Genomic DNA, 13,607 nt, shown 5'->3' with positions numbered 1-13,607 from the left:
CTCTCCCCTTGCTAGGCCGAAAATTGGCGAAAGCCGAGCGCAAGAAATAATCTCCCCCCTTGAGGGGGAGATGTCCGGCAGGACAGAGAAGGGGGCGACGGAACGCCTGCCTTTGAAGGCTGCCGCCCCGCAACACTTCCCCTTCCGCGCCGCGACCTTCGGCAACGTCACCGTCGCACTGGCCCCCGACCGTGGCCGCTCGGCCGACCGCCGCGCTGACTACCACGACCCAACCCTGCCTCCCCGCCACGAGCTGATCGCCTTCGGATTCTGGCTGCGGAAATCGCTCGGCGTGCATGCCATCGTCCATGTCGGCGCGCATGGCACGCTGGAATGGCTGCCGGGCAAGACGGTCGCGCTCTCCGACACCTGCTTCCCCGAAATCGTCACCGGCTCGCTGCCGGTCATCTATCCCTTCATCGTCTCCAATCCCGGCGAAGCGGCGCAGGCCAAGCGCCGCATATCAGCCGTCACGCTGGGCCATCTGCCCCCGCCCATGACCGGCGCCGGCCTCGACGAGGCCCAACAGAGGCTGGAACGGCTGGTCGACGAATATGCCCAGGCCGATGGGCTCGACCGCCGCCGCCGCGACCGACTTGCAAAGCTGATCGTCGAGACGGCGCGGAAGACCGGGCTTGCCTCGGAAGCCGGCGTTGCCAAGACCGACCAGCCCGACGAAGCGCTGCGCCGCATCGATGCCTGGCTCTGCGATCTCAAGGATTTCGCCGTCAAGGACGGGCTGCATGTCTATGGCCGCGCGACGGAAGACGAAGCCGATCCGCTGCGCCGGCAGGGCGCGGCGGCCGAGAAAGCCAACCTGCTCGCCGCGCTCGACGGCCGCCACATCAAGGCAGGCCCCGCCGGCGCGCCGGCGCGCGGCCGCTCCGATGTGCTCCCCACCGGCCGTAACCTCTTCACCTCCGATCCGCGCACCATGCCGACGCCGACCGCCTATGACCTTGGCCAGGCGGCGGCTGAGGAAGTGGTGCGCAGCTACATGCAGAGCCATGGCGACTGGCCGCGTTCGCTGGTCATCGACCTCTGGGGTTCGGCCTCCTTGCGCACCGGCGGCGAGGAGATCGCGCAAGGCCTGGCGTTGATGGGCTGCCGGCCGCAATGGGATGCCGCCACGGGGCGTATTACCGGCATCGAGGTGCTGCCGCCGGCGGCGCTCGGCCGGCCGCGCGTCGACGTCACCTGGCGCATCTCCGGCCTGTTCCGCGACATGTTCCCGACCCAGATCGCGCTGATCGACGCCGCCGCCAGCGCCGTCGCCGGCCGCGACGAGGACGATACGGAAAACCCCCTTGCCGCGGCGACGCGCGCTCATGGCAAGATCAGCCCGCGCATTTTCGGCACCTCGCCCGGCACCTATGGCGCCGGTGTCGAGGATTTGCTGTCGCGCGGCGAATGGGGCGTGCGCGAGGAGATCGGCCGCGCCTATCTCGACGCCACCTCGCACGCCTATGGCGGCGCCGACGGAGAAGCGATTGCCGCGCCCGGTGCCTTCGAGGGACGGATCGCCGAGGCCGACCTGCTCGTCCACACCGGCGACGATCCGGGCCGCGATATCCTCGAAGGCTCGGCCGATGTCGCCTTCATCGGCGGCTTTTCGGCGGCGCTTGCAGCGCTTGGCCGCAACGCCGACGTTATTGTGCTCGACACCACCGACCCGCAGAAGCCGAAGCCGCGCTCGGTCGGCGAAGCGGTTTCGCGCGTGGTCCGCGCCCGCGCCGTCAACCCGCGCTTCATCGCCGGCCAGATGCGCCACGGCCCGCGCGGCGCCTCGGAATTCGCCGAAACGGTCGACCGCCTGGTTGGCTTCGCCGAGACCACCCATGCCATTTCCGGCGCGCTGATCGAGGCCGTGCATGACGCCTATGTCGGCGACCCGGACGTTCGCGCCTTCCTGCTGCGCGAGAACCCTGCCGCCGCAAAGGTCATCGCCGAGCGCTTCCTCGCTGCCCGGCGGCGAGGCCTCTGGCATCCGCTCAGGAATTCCATCGACGACGATCTCGCTGCCTTGATCGCCGAAGCCGAAACAAACGGGGTGGCGGCATGAACGCCTTTTCACGCCGCGGCGCTTGCCCGGCCCTCAGCGCGCCGATGCAGACTGGTGATGGGCTTATGGTGCGGCTCAATCCAGTCACTGGAGGACTTGCGCCAAACTTGCTGATCCGATTAGGCGAATCCGCCCTGCGCCACGGCAATGGTATCATGGAAGTGACCGCGCGCGGCAGCCTGCAGATCCGCGGACTGAGCGCGGAAAGCGCCCGGATGCTGGCGGCTGAGGTGGATGCGCTTGGTATTGAAGTGCGGACCGGCGTGCCCGTCGAGACGGGGCCGCTGGCGGGGATCGATCCGCAGGAGGTTGCTGACCCGCGTCCGCTGGCCGAGCGACTCAGGGCGGCGATCGAAGAAGCTGGGCTGACGGCAAGGCTGGGGCCGAAGGTATCGGTGCTTGTCGATGGCGGCGGGCAGTTGACGATGGATGCCGTGGCGGCCGATGTGAGGCTCAAGGCGGTGCGGGCCGGCGCTGGCGTCCTGTGGGCTGTATCTGTTGCCGGTGATGATCAAAGCGCCAAGCCACTTGCAATGGTCGAGGAAGAAGCCTCACGCTACGTCACTGTGGCCGCGCTCCGAATGGTCGCTGAAAAAGGCCGCCAGGCGCATACGCGGGATCTCACGGAGAGACAGCTTAATTCACTGGCAAGTTGGCACTCCGGCGCCCCCCTCTCTGTCCTGCCGGACATCTCCCCCTCAGGGGGGGAGATTGGCAGCTTTGCCGACGGCTCCCTCTCTGCGGCGAACCCGCACGTCTTCACGTCTGCGATTGGCGAAAGCCGCGGTGGCAAGGCAATCTCCCCCCTTGAGGGGGAGATGTCCGGCAGGACAGAGAGGGGGGCGATGGAACGCCAGCCGGCGGGAAGTCCCATCGACACCTTCAGTCTTGCGGGAGGCACTGCCCTCGGCATCGCCCTGCCCTTCGGCAGCATGCCGGCGCAGAACCTTGTCGAGCTTGCCACAAAGGCCGCAGAACTTGGCTCGACCGAAATCCGCCTCGCCCCCGGCCGCGCCCTGCTTGTCCTCGGCCTCTCCCCGTCCGCCAGCCCCTCGCTGCAATCCACCGCCGCCACGCTCGGCTTCGTGACCTCCCCCGCCGATCCGCGCACGCGGATCGCCGCCTGTCCCGGCACGCCGGCCTGCGCTTCCGGCAATATCGCAACCCGCGCCATCGCCGAGACAATCGCGGCGGAAAGCCCCGAACTCCTCGACACTTCGCTGACGCTTCACATTTCCGGCTGCGCCAAGGGTTGCGCGCATCCCGGGGCGGCGATGCTCACTTTAGTCGGCGACGAAAACGGAGCCGGACTTGTCGTGGACGGGACGGCAAAGGCCCTTCCTGCCGGATACAGGCCGGGCTATGACGCCGCGCGCGGGGTCGCCGCCATTGCGGCTGCGGTTCGCGGTGAACGACATCAAGGCGAGACCGCCGCCGCTTGCCTCACAAGGCTTGGCGCGGCCCGCATCGCCGAACTCTATCGACGGAACCAGTGAATGGCCGCCTACGATTATATCCACGATGGCAACGCGATCTACGAGCGCTCTTTCGCCATCATCCGGGCCGAGGCTGACCTGTCGCGCTTCTCCGAGGCGGAAGCCGATGTCGCGATCCGCATGATCCATGCCTGCGGCCAGGTCGAAGCCGCCAGCCATTTCGTTTTCTCGAACGATTTCGTTGAAGCGGCCCGCGCGGCCCTTGCCGCCGGCGCACCGATCTTCTGCGATGCAGAGATGGTGGCGCATGGCGTCACCCGCGCCCGGCTGCCGGCCGGCAACGAGGTGATCTGCACGCTGCGCGATCCGCGCACACATGACATCGCCAGAGAAATCGGCAACACCCGCTCAGCGGCGGCGATCGACCTCTGGGGCGAGCGCATGGCCGGCTCGGTCGTCGCCATCGGCAATGCGCCGACGGCGCTCTTCTATCTCTTGGAAAAGCTGCGCGACGGCGCGCCGAAGCCGGCCGCGATCATCGGCATGCCGGTCGGCTTCGTCGGTGCTGCAGAATCGAAAGATGCGCTGGCCGAGAATTCCTACGGCGTGCCCTATGCCATCGTGCGCGGCCGGCTGGGCGGCAGCGCCATGACCGCCGCCGCGCTCAATTCCTTGGCGAGGCCAGGCCTGTGAACGCAATTGTAAAAGGCCGTCTGGTCGGCGTCGGCACCGGTCCCGGCGATCCCGAGCTGCTGACGCTGAAGGCCGCGCGCGCGCTGGCCGAGGCCGATGTCGTCGCCTATTTCGCCAAGCGCGGCAACAACAGCAATGCGCGCGCCATCGTCGAGGCGCGTTTCCGGCCCGACATGGTCGAGCTGCCGCTGCTCTATCCGGTGACCACCGAGATCGACAAGGATCACGAAGACTATCGCGCGCAGATCGCCGATTTCTATGAGCAGTCGGCCGAACAAGTCGCCGAGCATCTCGGCGCCGGCAGGATGGTGGCGGTGCTGTCGGAGGGCGATCCGCTCTTCTACGGCTCCTACATGCATCTGCATGTGCGCCTGGCGCACCGCTTTCCGACCGAAGTCATCCCCGGCATCACCGCCATGTCCGGCTGCTGGTCGGCCACAGGCCTGCCGATCGTCCAGGGCGACGATGTGCTGACCGTGCTGCCGGGCACGATGAGTGAGTTCGAGCTGACCCGCCGGCTGGCCGACACCGATGCCGCGGTGATCATGAAAGTCGGCCGCAACCTGCCGAAGATCAGGCGCGCGCTGGAAGCGACCGGCAAGCTGGCCAAGGCTGTCTATGTCGAGCGCGGCACCATGCCGGGCAGCGTCTCGATGCGGCTTGCCGACAAGCCGGACGACAAGGCGCCCTATTTCGCCATCGTGCTGGTCGCCGGCTGGTCCGCCCGGCCCGGGGCTAAGCCGTGAGTGGCCGCCTTACCGTCATCGGTCTCGGACCCGGCAACGCCGACCAGGTCACGCCGCAGGCTGCCAATGCCATCGCCGAGGCTTCCTTCTTCTACGGCTACAAGCCCTATCTCGACCGGCTGGAGTTGCGGCCGGATCAGACCCGCATCGCCTCCGACAACCGCGAGGAGCTCGCCCGTTCCAACGAGGCGCTGGCCAAGGCGGCCGAGGGCCATAGCGTCGCCGTCGTTTCCGGCGGCGACCCCGGCGTCTTTGCCATGGCCGCGGCCATCTGCGAGGCGATCGAGGCCGGTCCCGACGAATGGCGCGCCATCGACCTCGCTGTCGTCCCCGGCGTCACCGCCATGCTTGCCGTCGCAGCCCGCATCGGCGCGCCGCTCGGCCACGATTTCTGTGCCATCTCGCTCTCCGACAATCTGAAGCCGTGGGAGCTGATCGAGCTGCGCCTGCTGGCGGCTGCCGGAGCAGGCTTCGTCATCGCGCTCTACAACCCGATCAGCAAGGCCCGCCCCTGGCAGCTCGGCCGAGCCTTCGAGTGCCTGAAGGCGATCCTGCCCGGCACCACGCCGGTGATCTTCGGCCGCGCCGCCGGCCGGCCGGACGAGCGTATTGAGGTGTTTTTGCTGGCGGACGCCGATGCGGCAAAAGCCGACATGTCGACCTGCATCATCATCGGCTCCCCCGAGACCCGCATCATCAGGCGCGGCGAGAAGCCGGCGCTGGTCTACACGCCGCGTTCGGCAACGGGCGCGAAAAGATGATCGACTTTGGCCGCCAGCGCATCGACGGTTTCGGCCGAGGGCACGTCAGGCAGAGGCGGCCGACGGATCATGACCACTTCGATGCCGAGCGCCCGCGCGGCGGCGATCTTGCCGTAGGTCGCCTCGCCGCCGCTGTTCTTGGAGACGACGGCATCGATCCCGTATTTTTCGAGCAGCGCTCGCTCTTCCACTTCCGGAAACGGTCCGCGCGCCAGCAGATAGAGCGCATCGGGCACGGCCAGCTGCGGCTCGACCGGGTCGACGCTGCGGATCAGGTAACAGTGCTGGGGCGCGGCCTCGAAGACGCCTGCCTCCTGCCGGCCGATCGCCAGGAAAACGCGGCGCGGCGCCCTGCCGAGCGCGCTTGCCGCCTCGGCGGCACTGTCGACCAGCGTCCAGCGATCACCCGCGCCCGGCTCCCAGCCAGGGCGCCGCAAGGCCAGGATCGGCACGCCGGTTTGCCGCGCCGCTTCAGCGGCGTTGGCAGAGATTCGCGCGGCGTAGGGATGCGTGGCATCGATCAGCAGATCGACTTTTTCCTGGCGAAGATAGGCGGCGAGTCCGTCGGCGCCGCCAAAGCCGCCGACACGCACCGGCACGCCTTGCGCGACCGGACTTTCGGTGCGGCCGGCCAGCGACAGCGTGATCGAGAAATCCGCGCGACGAGCCAGCTTTCCCGCGAGTTGCCGGGCTTCGGTCGTTCCGCCGAGGATCAGAATGCGGTGGGTCATCATGCCTGCTAAGGGTCCGCGCGCCGCCAAGCCAGCCTCAAAATGGCTCACCATCGTCGGCATCGGCGAGGACGGTGTAGCGGGTCTCGGCGACGAGGCCAAGCAGTGCATCGCGCAGGCCGATTTCGTCTTCGGCGGCAAGCGGCATCTTGGTCTCGTTGCATCCCTGATTAAGGGGAAAGCGACACCTTGGTCGACGCCCTTCGATGCCGAAATGCACGAGGTGCTGGCGCTCGCGGGCAAGGACGTCTGCGTGCTCGCGTCCGGCGACCCATTCTTTCACGGCGTCGGCGTCACCCTGGCGCGCAAGGTGGAGCCGGATGAGATGCTCGTTCTGCCGGCGCCGTCGTCTCTATCGCTGGCCGCCTCCCGTCTCGGCTGGGCCTTGCAGGACATCGAGACCATCTCGCTGCACGGCCATTCGATCGACCTGATCCGCCCCCTGCTCCAACCCGGCGCGCGCATCCTTGCCCTGACATCGGACGCAGACGCTCCCGTGGCCATCGCCGGACTGCTCGACGAATTCGGCTTCGGCCCGTCGCGGCTGACGGTCCTCGAAGCGCTCGGTGGTCCCGACGAAACGCGACGCGCCTCCCGCGCCGATGCCTTCGATCTCAAAAACATCAACCCGCTCAACGTGCTGGCGCTTGAAATTGAATCGACGCCGGATGCGCGCATCCTGCCCTTGACCGTCGGCCTCGCCGACCACCTGTTCGAGCATGACGGCCAGATCACCAAGCGTGAGATCCGCGCCATCACGCTGTCGGCGCTGGCGCCCAAGCGCGGCGAGCTGCTGTGGGACATCGGCGCCGGCTCCGGCTCGATCGGCATCGAATGGATGCTGGCCCATCCTTCGCTGCGCGCCATCGCTATCGAGGCCGACGGCGAACGCGCCGCGCGCATCGCCCGCAACGCCACGCATTGCGGCGTGCCCGGCCTTGTCGTGGTCGAAGGCTCAGCGCCCAAGGCGTTCGCCAAGCTCGAAACGCCGGATGCGATCTTCATCGGTGGCGGCGGCAGCGATGCCGGCGTGCTGGAGAAGGCGATCAAGGCGCTCCGTTCCGGCGGCCGGCTTGTCGCCAATGCCGTGACACTGGAGATGGAGGCGCTGCTGCTCGACCAGCACAACAGGCGCGGCGGCGACCTAACCCGCATCGCGCTGTCGCGCGCGGCGCCGGTCGGCTCGATGCAGGCCTGGCGTCCGGCCATGCCGGTCACGCAGTGGAGCTGGATAAAACCATGATGGTCGCGGGCATAGGCAGCCGCAAAGGCGTGAGCGTCGAAGAAGTATTGGCGGCGATCGAGACGGCGCTTGAAGCGCATGGCCTCGCGACATCGGCGCTTTCGGCCCTGGCGACCGCCCCGCTCAAAAAGGATGAGGCGGCGATTTCCGCCGCAGGCCGCGCGCTCAACCTGCCGGTGGTCATTGCCGATGACCGGGTCCTGCGACTGGCCTCGCCCGGCGCCCGCAGCCGTTGCGATCTCTCGCAGAGCCGCGCCGGCACGCCGTCGGTTTCGGAGGCGTCCGCCCTCGCCGTTGCCGGGGCCGGCGCAAGATTGCTCGGGCCTCGCACCGTGCTTGGCCCGGTCACCTGCGCCATCGCCATCAGCGGAGACGCGCCATGACGGTCCATTTCATCGGCGCCGGTCCGGGCGCGGCCGATCTCATCACCCTGCGCGGCGCTCGGCTGCTGGCCAGCTGCCCGGTCTGCCTCCACGCCGGCTCGATCGTCGCGCCGGAACTGCTCGCGCATTGCGCGCCCGGCACGAGACTGGTCGATACCGCGCCGATGTCGCTCGACGAGATCGAGGCCGAATATGTCGCCGCGCACAAGGCCGGCCAGGATGTCGCGCGCCTGCATTCCGGCGACCTTTCCGTGTGGAGCGCGGTGGCCGAACAGATCAGGCGGCTGGAAAAGCACGGCATCCCCTACACGCTGACCCCAGGCGTGCCTTCCTTCGCGGCAGCAGCGGCAGCACTTCGTCGCGAATTGACCATTCCCGAGCTCGCGCAAAGCTTGGTGCTGACGCGCGTTTCCGGCCGCGCCTCGAAGATGCCGCCGGGCGAGACGCTGGCGGGCTTCGGCCGCACCGGCGCCACGCTTGCCATACATCTTGCCATCCACGCCATCGACCGCATCGTCGCCGATTTGACGCCGCTTTACGGCGCCGAATGCCCGGTCGCGGTCGTCTTCCGTGCCTCCTGGCCGGACGAGCGCATCCTGACCGGCACGCTCGGCACCATCGAAGCGCAATTGGCGCAGAACCCGATGGAGCGCACGGCGATCATCTTCGTCGGCAGCGCGCTCGCCGCGCAGGATTTCGGCGAAAGCTCACTCTACGACGCCCACTACCAGCGGCGTTTTCGCGGACGGGACGGATTGTGAACGGCGGCGCCAACATGAACGGACGGGCAAATGTGGAGCAGGCGCTGGCGCGGCTGAACTTCAAACCGCGTGAGCTGGAACCGGGCCATGTCTGGCTGGCCGGCGCCGGCCCCGGCGATCCCGGCTGCCTGACGCTTGAGGTGCTGGCGGCGCTCGGGCAATGCGACGCGCTCGTCTATGACGCGCTGGTCTCGCCCGACGTCGTGGCGGTCGCCCAGGGCGCCGAACTCTTCTACGCCGGAAAACGCGGCGGCCAGCCTTCGATGAAGCAGGACGACATCAACGCCCTGCTTGTGCGGCTGGCGCGCGATGGCCGCCGCGTCGTGCGGCTCAAGGGCGGCGATCCCTACATTTTCGGCCGTGGCGGCGAAGAGGCCTTGGCGTTGGCGGGCGAGAAAATCCCGTTCCGGGTGCTCTCCGGCCTGACCTCCGGTCTCAGCGCGCTGGCCGCGACCGGCATTCCCGCCACCATGCGCGGCATCAACAAGGCCGTCATCCTGGCGACCGGCCATGCGGCAGGCACCGATGACGATATCGACTGGGCGGCGATCGCCCGCACCGGACAGCCGGTCGTCGTCTATATGGGCATGGCCAATTTGCCGGTGATCGCGGCAAAGCTGCTCGAGGGCGGCCTCGCGCCGACGACCCCCGCCGCGGTGATCGTCGCGGCGACCACACCGCAGGAACGAATCGTCGTAGCCACGCTCTCCACCATCGCGGACGAAGCCGCTGCCGCAGGGCTCGCTTCGCCGGCGCTGATCGTCGTCGGCGGCATCGTCGCCATGCGCGCGGCACTGACGGGCGGCGCATGACGGCGCGCGCGATCATCATCGGCGCGCCGCGCTCCGGCTCGGGCAAGACCAGCGTCACCATCGGCCTGTTGCGCGCGCTCGCCCGGCGCGGCCTGAAAGTGCGCGGCGCGAAATCCGGACCGGACTATATCGATCCCGGCTTCCACACCGCCGCCACCGGCCTCTCCGGCGTCAACCTCGACAGCTGGGCGATGTCGCCTGCCCTGCTCAACGCGCTGGCGGCCCAGGCTGCGGACGACGCCGAATACATCATCCTCGAAAGCGCCATGGGCCTGTTTGACGGCATCCCCGCCTCGCAAGGCCGCTCAGGCTCGGCCGCCGATCTCGCCCGGCTCTACGGCCTGCCCGTCCTTTTGGTGCTAGACGTTTCCGGACAGTCGACCACGGCGGCGGCGGTGGCCAAGGGTTTCGCGACCTACGATCCGGATGTGCGCATGGCCGGCGTCGTGCTCAATAGGCTCGGCAGCGAACGCCACCGGCGGCTGTCCGGCGACGCCATCGAGGCGATCGGCCTGCCTGTGGTCGGCGCCATACTGCGCGATCCGACGCTGAACCTGCCGGAACGGCATCTCGGCCTCGTCCAGGCCGGCGAGTACGAGAACCTGATGGCGCATCTCGACCGGCTGGCCGACATGGTCGAAAGGTCGCTCGACATCGATGCCATCTTGGCGTTGGCGAAACCGCTCGAACCAGCGGCCGGCGACTTCGGTGACGCGCTGCAGCCGCCCGGGCAGCGCATCGCGCTAGCTGAGGATGCCGCCTTCACCTTCCTCTATCCGCATGTCGCCACGCATTGGCGCAAGACCGGCGCCGAGATCGTGCCTTTCTCGCCGCTTGCCGACGAGGGGCCTTCGCCGGACTGCGATGTCTGCTGGCTGCCAGGCGGCTATCCCGAGCTGCATGCCGGCAAGCTGGCGGCCGCGACGAGATTCCAGGCGGGAATGGCCCGCTTTGCGGCGACGAAGCCGGTTCACGGCGAGTGCGGCGGCTTCATGGTGCTGGGCGAAGAGCTGGAAGACGCGGAGGGGACAAGCCATAAGATGCTCGGCCTGCTTGGCCATTCGACCAGCTTCGCCAGGCGCAAGATGAATCTCGGTTATCGCGAGGCGCGGCTGCGCGCCGCCTGCCCGTTGGGGCCGGAAGGCACGCTGATCCGCGGCCACGAATTCCACTATGCCCAGATGACGGCCATCGGCAATGACGAGCCCTTGGCCGATCTTGCCGACGGCCAGGGCAACCCGCTCGGCGCTTCCGGCTACCGGCGCGGCCATGTCAGCGGCACCTTTTTCCATGCCATTGCGAGGAGCGCATGAGCGGCCCTTCGGCGCCCCGGCAATTGCTTGACGATATCGGCCTCAGCCTCGTCTTCTTCACCAGGCTGAGATTGCCGTCGAGCGATTTCGGCGGCCGCAGCCTTGCCGACGCGATCTGGGCGGCGCCCTTCGCCGGTCTTGCAGTGGCGATCATCGGTGCGCTTGTCTGCGCCATCGCCTACAGCTTGGGTCTTGCCACCGGCCCTGCTGCGGCGCTCACGCTCGCCGCGACCATGCTCCCCACCGGCTGCTTGCATGAGGATGGGCTTTCCGACATCGCTGACGGCTTTTGGGGCGGCAGGACGCGCGACAGGAAGCTGGAGATCATGCGCGACAGCCGCATCGGCGCCTATGGCGCGGCCGCGCTTGGGCTGTCGCTGCTTATCCGCTGGAGCGCGCTGTCCGAACTCGCCGGTCCCGGCCACATCTTCCTGGCGCTGCTCGCCGCGCACGCCGCTTCGCGCGGGCTTTTCGGCGCCTTCATGCATCTTCTGCCGCCGGCCCGCAGCGACGGTCTGTCGGCGAATGCGGGCTTTGTCGCAAGCCAGACCGCCGCCATCGGCGCTGCGCTCGGCGCCGTGGCGCTGCTGGCGCTCGGCCTCGGCGGCGCCATCGCGGCGCTGATCCTGCTCGGCCTGGTCTTCGCGGGCTTCCGCGCGCTTTGCCTCGCCCAGATCGGCGGCCAGACCGGCGACACGATCGGCGCGCTGCAGCAGCTTGGCGAGATCGCCGTTCTTCTCGTCGCTTCCGTCTGCCTTTCCTGATTCTGTTTCGGAGACCTTGCCCCCATGTCCCCCCAACCAGCCTCGTTCAAATCGCTCGAAGACCTTCGCGCCGCCTGCCTCGATCTTCCGACTGGCAGCGACACCGCCGCCGGAGCCGTCGCCCGCCGCCAGGACACTCTGACCAAGCCGCCGGGCAGCCTTGGCAGGCTGGAAACGATCGCCGCGTGGCTCGGCCGCTGGCAGGGCCGCGACATGCCCAAGCTCGATCATGTGAAGGTCTTCGTCTTTGCCGGCAATCACGGTGTCACCGCGCAAGGCGTCTCGGCCTATCCGTCGGAAGTGACGGTACAGATGGTGGCGAACTTCGCCGGCGGCGGCGCCGCCATCAACCAGCTTGCCCGCATCGCCGGCGCCAAGCTCGACGTCATCCCGCTCGATCTCGACCATCCGACCGGCGATTTCACGCAAGTGCCGGCGATGGACGAGCAGGACTTCCTCGCCGCCGTCTCGACCGGCTACGACGCAGTAACGAGTGACCTCGATCTCGTCTGCTTCGGCGAGATGGGCATCGGCAACACCACCCCGGCGGCCGCGATCTCCACCGCCCTCTTTGGCGGCAGCGCGGAGAAATGGACCGGGCGTGGCACCGGCATCGACGATGCCGGATTGAAGCGCAAGGTGGTGGCGATCGAAGCCGGCCTGAAGCGCCATGTCGATTCGCTCTCAGACCCTTTGAAGATCGCTGCCGCCCTTGGCGGCCGCGAGCTTGCGGCCATCTTTGGCGCCACGCTCGCCGCGCGCAAGAACAACGTGCCGGTGCTGCTCGACGGTTTTGTGTGCACCGCCGCCGCCGCTCCGCTCGCGAGGCTGCATCCAACTGGCCTCGCCCATACCATCGCCGCCCATGTCTCGGCGGAAGCCGGCCACCGCCGCCTGCTCGAAGCGCTCGGCCTGCCGCCGCTGCTCGATCTAGGCATGCGGCTCGGCGAAGGCTCAGGCGCCTGCCTCGCCGTCAACATCGTGCGCTCGGCGCTGGAATGCCATGCCAGGATGGCAAGCTTTGCCGAGGCGGGTGTTTCGGAGAAATAACGGAACTTCCCAACAGATTGGTCCGCAATTTTCTGTTTCTGCAAATCGGCTTAAATTTATGTAAATTTAGCGGATTTTGCCAGCTGCACTGATCTGACGCCGGATCAGCTAAAGATCATCTTACGATTAATTTCGGATGATTTGTGATTATCATCACAGATCAAATTCCGAGGCCATGCCAAATCACATAGTGGTTATTCCAATGTTGATATTTATTCAGAAACGGAGGAAGGCGTGGCTCGTTCGATTAGAGTACTGTATCGGGGAATGAAAGGCACAATTCGTCAGAACTTCAATTGGGACCCGATCAACTTAGACTCTGCGGTGATCATAACAGCAGCGGAATTTATACCTGCCTTCGGTGGCTTTGGTGGCGGACCGAAGACGCTTGGGCGCCCAAATCTTGGCTCCGCTAATGTTTATGTGACCAATGTTGGCCCCCACGGCGTGGCCGGCGGGGAAGCAGGAGGCGTTGAATTCCTTCTTCATGTCGACTGGGATAGTCCGTTGGACATCGTTGCAACCATCACCGTTCTGGATGACATCGAGGAATTCTTCCAGGCGTAGCGGACATCTTCCGTGGCCTGGTGCGGCATTGCCACTTATGGATTGATCCTGCGATCGCCGGTTGGGCAGCAATCGTCATGAGAGCTGTCTGACGGGCGATCGTTGCAGGTCTTGAGCCTTAACGGCTCAATCCGCCGCGAAGGCGGGCTAAAAGGAGAAATACCATCGGAAAATTGGTGGGTGTGCACAGGATCGAACTGTGGACCCGCTGATTAAGAGTCAGCTGCTCTACCAACTGAGCTACACACCCACACCGCCGGGAAAACCAGCGTCGGCGGCGCATAT

14 protein-coding genes and 1 tRNA gene are annotated in these 13,607 nt (G+C 67.2%); 13 read left to right on the top strand and 2 right to left on the bottom strand.

Annotation, left to right across the window (positions count from 1 at the left end; all coding sequences use genetic code 11):
• Positions 1 to 70: 70 nt before the first annotated feature.
• The 5 genes from EJ072_RS27120 to EJ072_RS27100 are packed head-to-tail and all read left to right on the top strand — an operon-like array spanning position 71 to position 5,698.
• A complete protein-coding gene (locus EJ072_RS27120; protein WP_245467001.1) occupies positions 71 to 2,062 on the top strand; it encodes a cobaltochelatase subunit CobN in 1,992 nt (663 codons plus the stop codon).
• Complete coding sequence (cobG, locus tag EJ072_RS27115; RefSeq protein WP_126082104.1) at positions 2,059 to 3,558, top strand: precorrin-3B synthase; 1,500 nt, start codon at positions 2,059 to 2,061, stop codon at positions 3,556 to 3,558. The genes EJ072_RS27120 and cobG overlap by 4 nt, the downstream gene beginning before the upstream one ends.
• Entirely contained in the window at positions 3,559 to 4,191 is a 633-nt protein-coding gene (locus tag EJ072_RS27110) for a precorrin-8X methylmutase (protein ID WP_126082103.1), read from the top strand.
• Entirely contained in the window at positions 4,188 to 4,937 is a 750-nt protein-coding gene (locus EJ072_RS27105; RefSeq protein ID WP_126082102.1) for a precorrin-2 C(20)-methyltransferase, read from the top strand. Before EJ072_RS27110 ends, EJ072_RS27105 begins: the two co-directional genes overlap by 4 nt.
• Positions 4,934 to 5,698 (top strand): precorrin-3B C(17)-methyltransferase, encoded by a 765-nt coding sequence (locus EJ072_RS27100; RefSeq protein WP_126082101.1) that lies wholly within the window; start codon positions 4,934 to 4,936, stop codon positions 5,696 to 5,698. The genes EJ072_RS27105 and EJ072_RS27100 overlap by 4 nt, the downstream gene beginning before the upstream one ends.
• On the opposite strand, the gene EJ072_RS27095 is transcribed toward EJ072_RS27100, so the two are convergent.
• Positions 5,662 to 6,429, bottom strand: a complete 768-nt coding sequence (locus EJ072_RS27095) for a cobalt-precorrin-6A reductase (protein WP_126082100.1) — start codon at positions 6,427 to 6,429, stop codon at positions 5,662 to 5,664. The genes EJ072_RS27100 and EJ072_RS27095 overlap by 37 nt on opposite strands.
• A gap of 1 nt (position 6,430) precedes the next feature.
• On the opposite strand from EJ072_RS27095, the gene cbiE reads away from it, so the two are divergent.
• The 8 genes from cbiE (at position 6,431) to EJ072_RS27055 (ending at position 13,322) form a co-directional block, all read left to right on the top strand.
• Entirely contained in the window at positions 6,431 to 7,672 is a 1,242-nt protein-coding gene (cbiE, locus tag EJ072_RS27090; protein ID WP_126082099.1) for a precorrin-6y C5,15-methyltransferase (decarboxylating) subunit CbiE, read from the top strand.
• The gene (locus EJ072_RS27085) at positions 7,669 to 8,055 is read left to right on the top strand and encodes a cobalamin biosynthesis protein (RefSeq protein ID WP_126082098.1); all 387 of its coding nucleotides are present in this window, start codon (positions 7,669 to 7,671) and stop codon (positions 8,053 to 8,055) included. The genes cbiE and EJ072_RS27085 overlap by 4 nt, the downstream gene beginning before the upstream one ends.
• Positions 8,052 to 8,816 carry a precorrin-4 C(11)-methyltransferase gene (cobM, locus tag EJ072_RS27080; RefSeq protein ID WP_126082097.1) on the top strand — a complete coding sequence of 255 codons (765 nt, stop codon included), beginning with the start codon at positions 8,052 to 8,054 and terminating at the stop codon, positions 8,814 to 8,816. Before EJ072_RS27085 ends, cobM begins: the two co-directional genes overlap by 4 nt.
• Positions 8,817 to 8,830: 14 nt before the next feature.
• Positions 8,831 to 9,628, top strand: coding sequence for a uroporphyrinogen-III C-methyltransferase (gene cobA / locus EJ072_RS27075; RefSeq protein WP_126082096.1), 798 nt, complete (start codon positions 8,831 to 8,833; stop codon positions 9,626 to 9,628).
• A complete protein-coding gene (locus EJ072_RS27070; protein WP_126082095.1) occupies positions 9,625 to 10,941 on the top strand; it encodes a cobyrinate a,c-diamide synthase in 1,317 nt (438 codons plus the stop codon). Before cobA ends, EJ072_RS27070 begins: the two co-directional genes overlap by 4 nt.
• Positions 10,938 to 11,705 carry an adenosylcobinamide-GDP ribazoletransferase gene (locus EJ072_RS27065; RefSeq protein ID WP_126082094.1) on the top strand — a complete coding sequence of 256 codons (768 nt, stop codon included), beginning with the start codon at positions 10,938 to 10,940 and terminating at the stop codon, positions 11,703 to 11,705. Before EJ072_RS27070 ends, EJ072_RS27065 begins: the two co-directional genes overlap by 4 nt.
• A 24-nt stretch (positions 11,706 to 11,729) precedes the next feature.
• Complete coding sequence (gene cobT / locus EJ072_RS27060; protein ID WP_126082093.1) at positions 11,730 to 12,755, top strand: nicotinate-nucleotide--dimethylbenzimidazole phosphoribosyltransferase; 1,026 nt, start codon at positions 11,730 to 11,732, stop codon at positions 12,753 to 12,755.
• Positions 12,756 to 12,989: 234 nt separating this feature from the next.
• Positions 12,990 to 13,322, top strand: a complete 333-nt coding sequence (locus EJ072_RS27055) for a hypothetical protein (RefSeq protein ID WP_126060191.1) — start codon at positions 12,990 to 12,992, stop codon at positions 13,320 to 13,322.
• A gap of 174 nt (positions 13,323 to 13,496) precedes the next feature.
• On the opposite strand, the gene EJ072_RS27050 is transcribed toward EJ072_RS27055, so the two are convergent.
• Positions 13,497 to 13,572 (bottom strand) — tRNA-Lys (locus tag EJ072_RS27050).
• Between the last annotated feature and the right edge of the window lie 35 nt (positions 13,573 to 13,607).

It is taken from the genome of Mesorhizobium sp. M2A.F.Ca.ET.046.03.2.1 (genome assembly GCF_003952425.1).
Taxonomy (GTDB): Bacteria; Pseudomonadota; Alphaproteobacteria; order Rhizobiales; family Rhizobiaceae; genus Mesorhizobium.
Note: the sequence above shows the minus strand (reverse complement) of the source record. Positions and strands in the feature narration are given on the sequence as shown.

Coding starts and splice junctions, on each gene's coding strand:
- EJ072_RS27110 (WP_126082103.1), top strand. CDS start 3,559: ATGGCCGCCTACGATTATATCCACGATGGCAACGCGATCTACGAGCGC.
- EJ072_RS27065 (WP_126082094.1), top strand. CDS start 10,938: ATGAGCGGCCCTTCGGCGCCCCGGCAATTGCTTGACGATATCGGCCTC.
- cobT (WP_126082093.1), top strand. CDS start 11,730: ATGTCCCCCCAACCAGCCTCGTTCAAATCGCTCGAAGACCTTCGCGCC.
- EJ072_RS27085 (WP_126082098.1), top strand. CDS start 7,669: ATGATGGTCGCGGGCATAGGCAGCCGCAAAGGCGTGAGCGTCGAAGAA.
- cobM (WP_126082097.1), top strand. CDS start 8,052: ATGACGGTCCATTTCATCGGCGCCGGTCCGGGCGCGGCCGATCTCATC.
- cobG (WP_126082104.1), top strand. CDS start 2,059: ATGAACGCCTTTTCACGCCGCGGCGCTTGCCCGGCCCTCAGCGCGCCG.
- EJ072_RS27120 (WP_245467001.1), top strand. CDS start 71: ATGTCCGGCAGGACAGAGAAGGGGGCGACGGAACGCCTGCCTTTGAAG.
- cbiE (WP_126082099.1), top strand. CDS start 6,431: ATGCCTGCTAAGGGTCCGCGCGCCGCCAAGCCAGCCTCAAAATGGCTC.
- cobA (WP_126082096.1), top strand. CDS start 8,831: ATGAACGGACGGGCAAATGTGGAGCAGGCGCTGGCGCGGCTGAACTTC.
- EJ072_RS27095 (WP_126082100.1), bottom strand. CDS start 6,429: ATGACCCACCGCATTCTGATCCTCGGCGGAACGACCGAAGCCCGGCAA.
- EJ072_RS27070 (WP_126082095.1), top strand. CDS start 9,625: ATGACGGCGCGCGCGATCATCATCGGCGCGCCGCGCTCCGGCTCGGGC.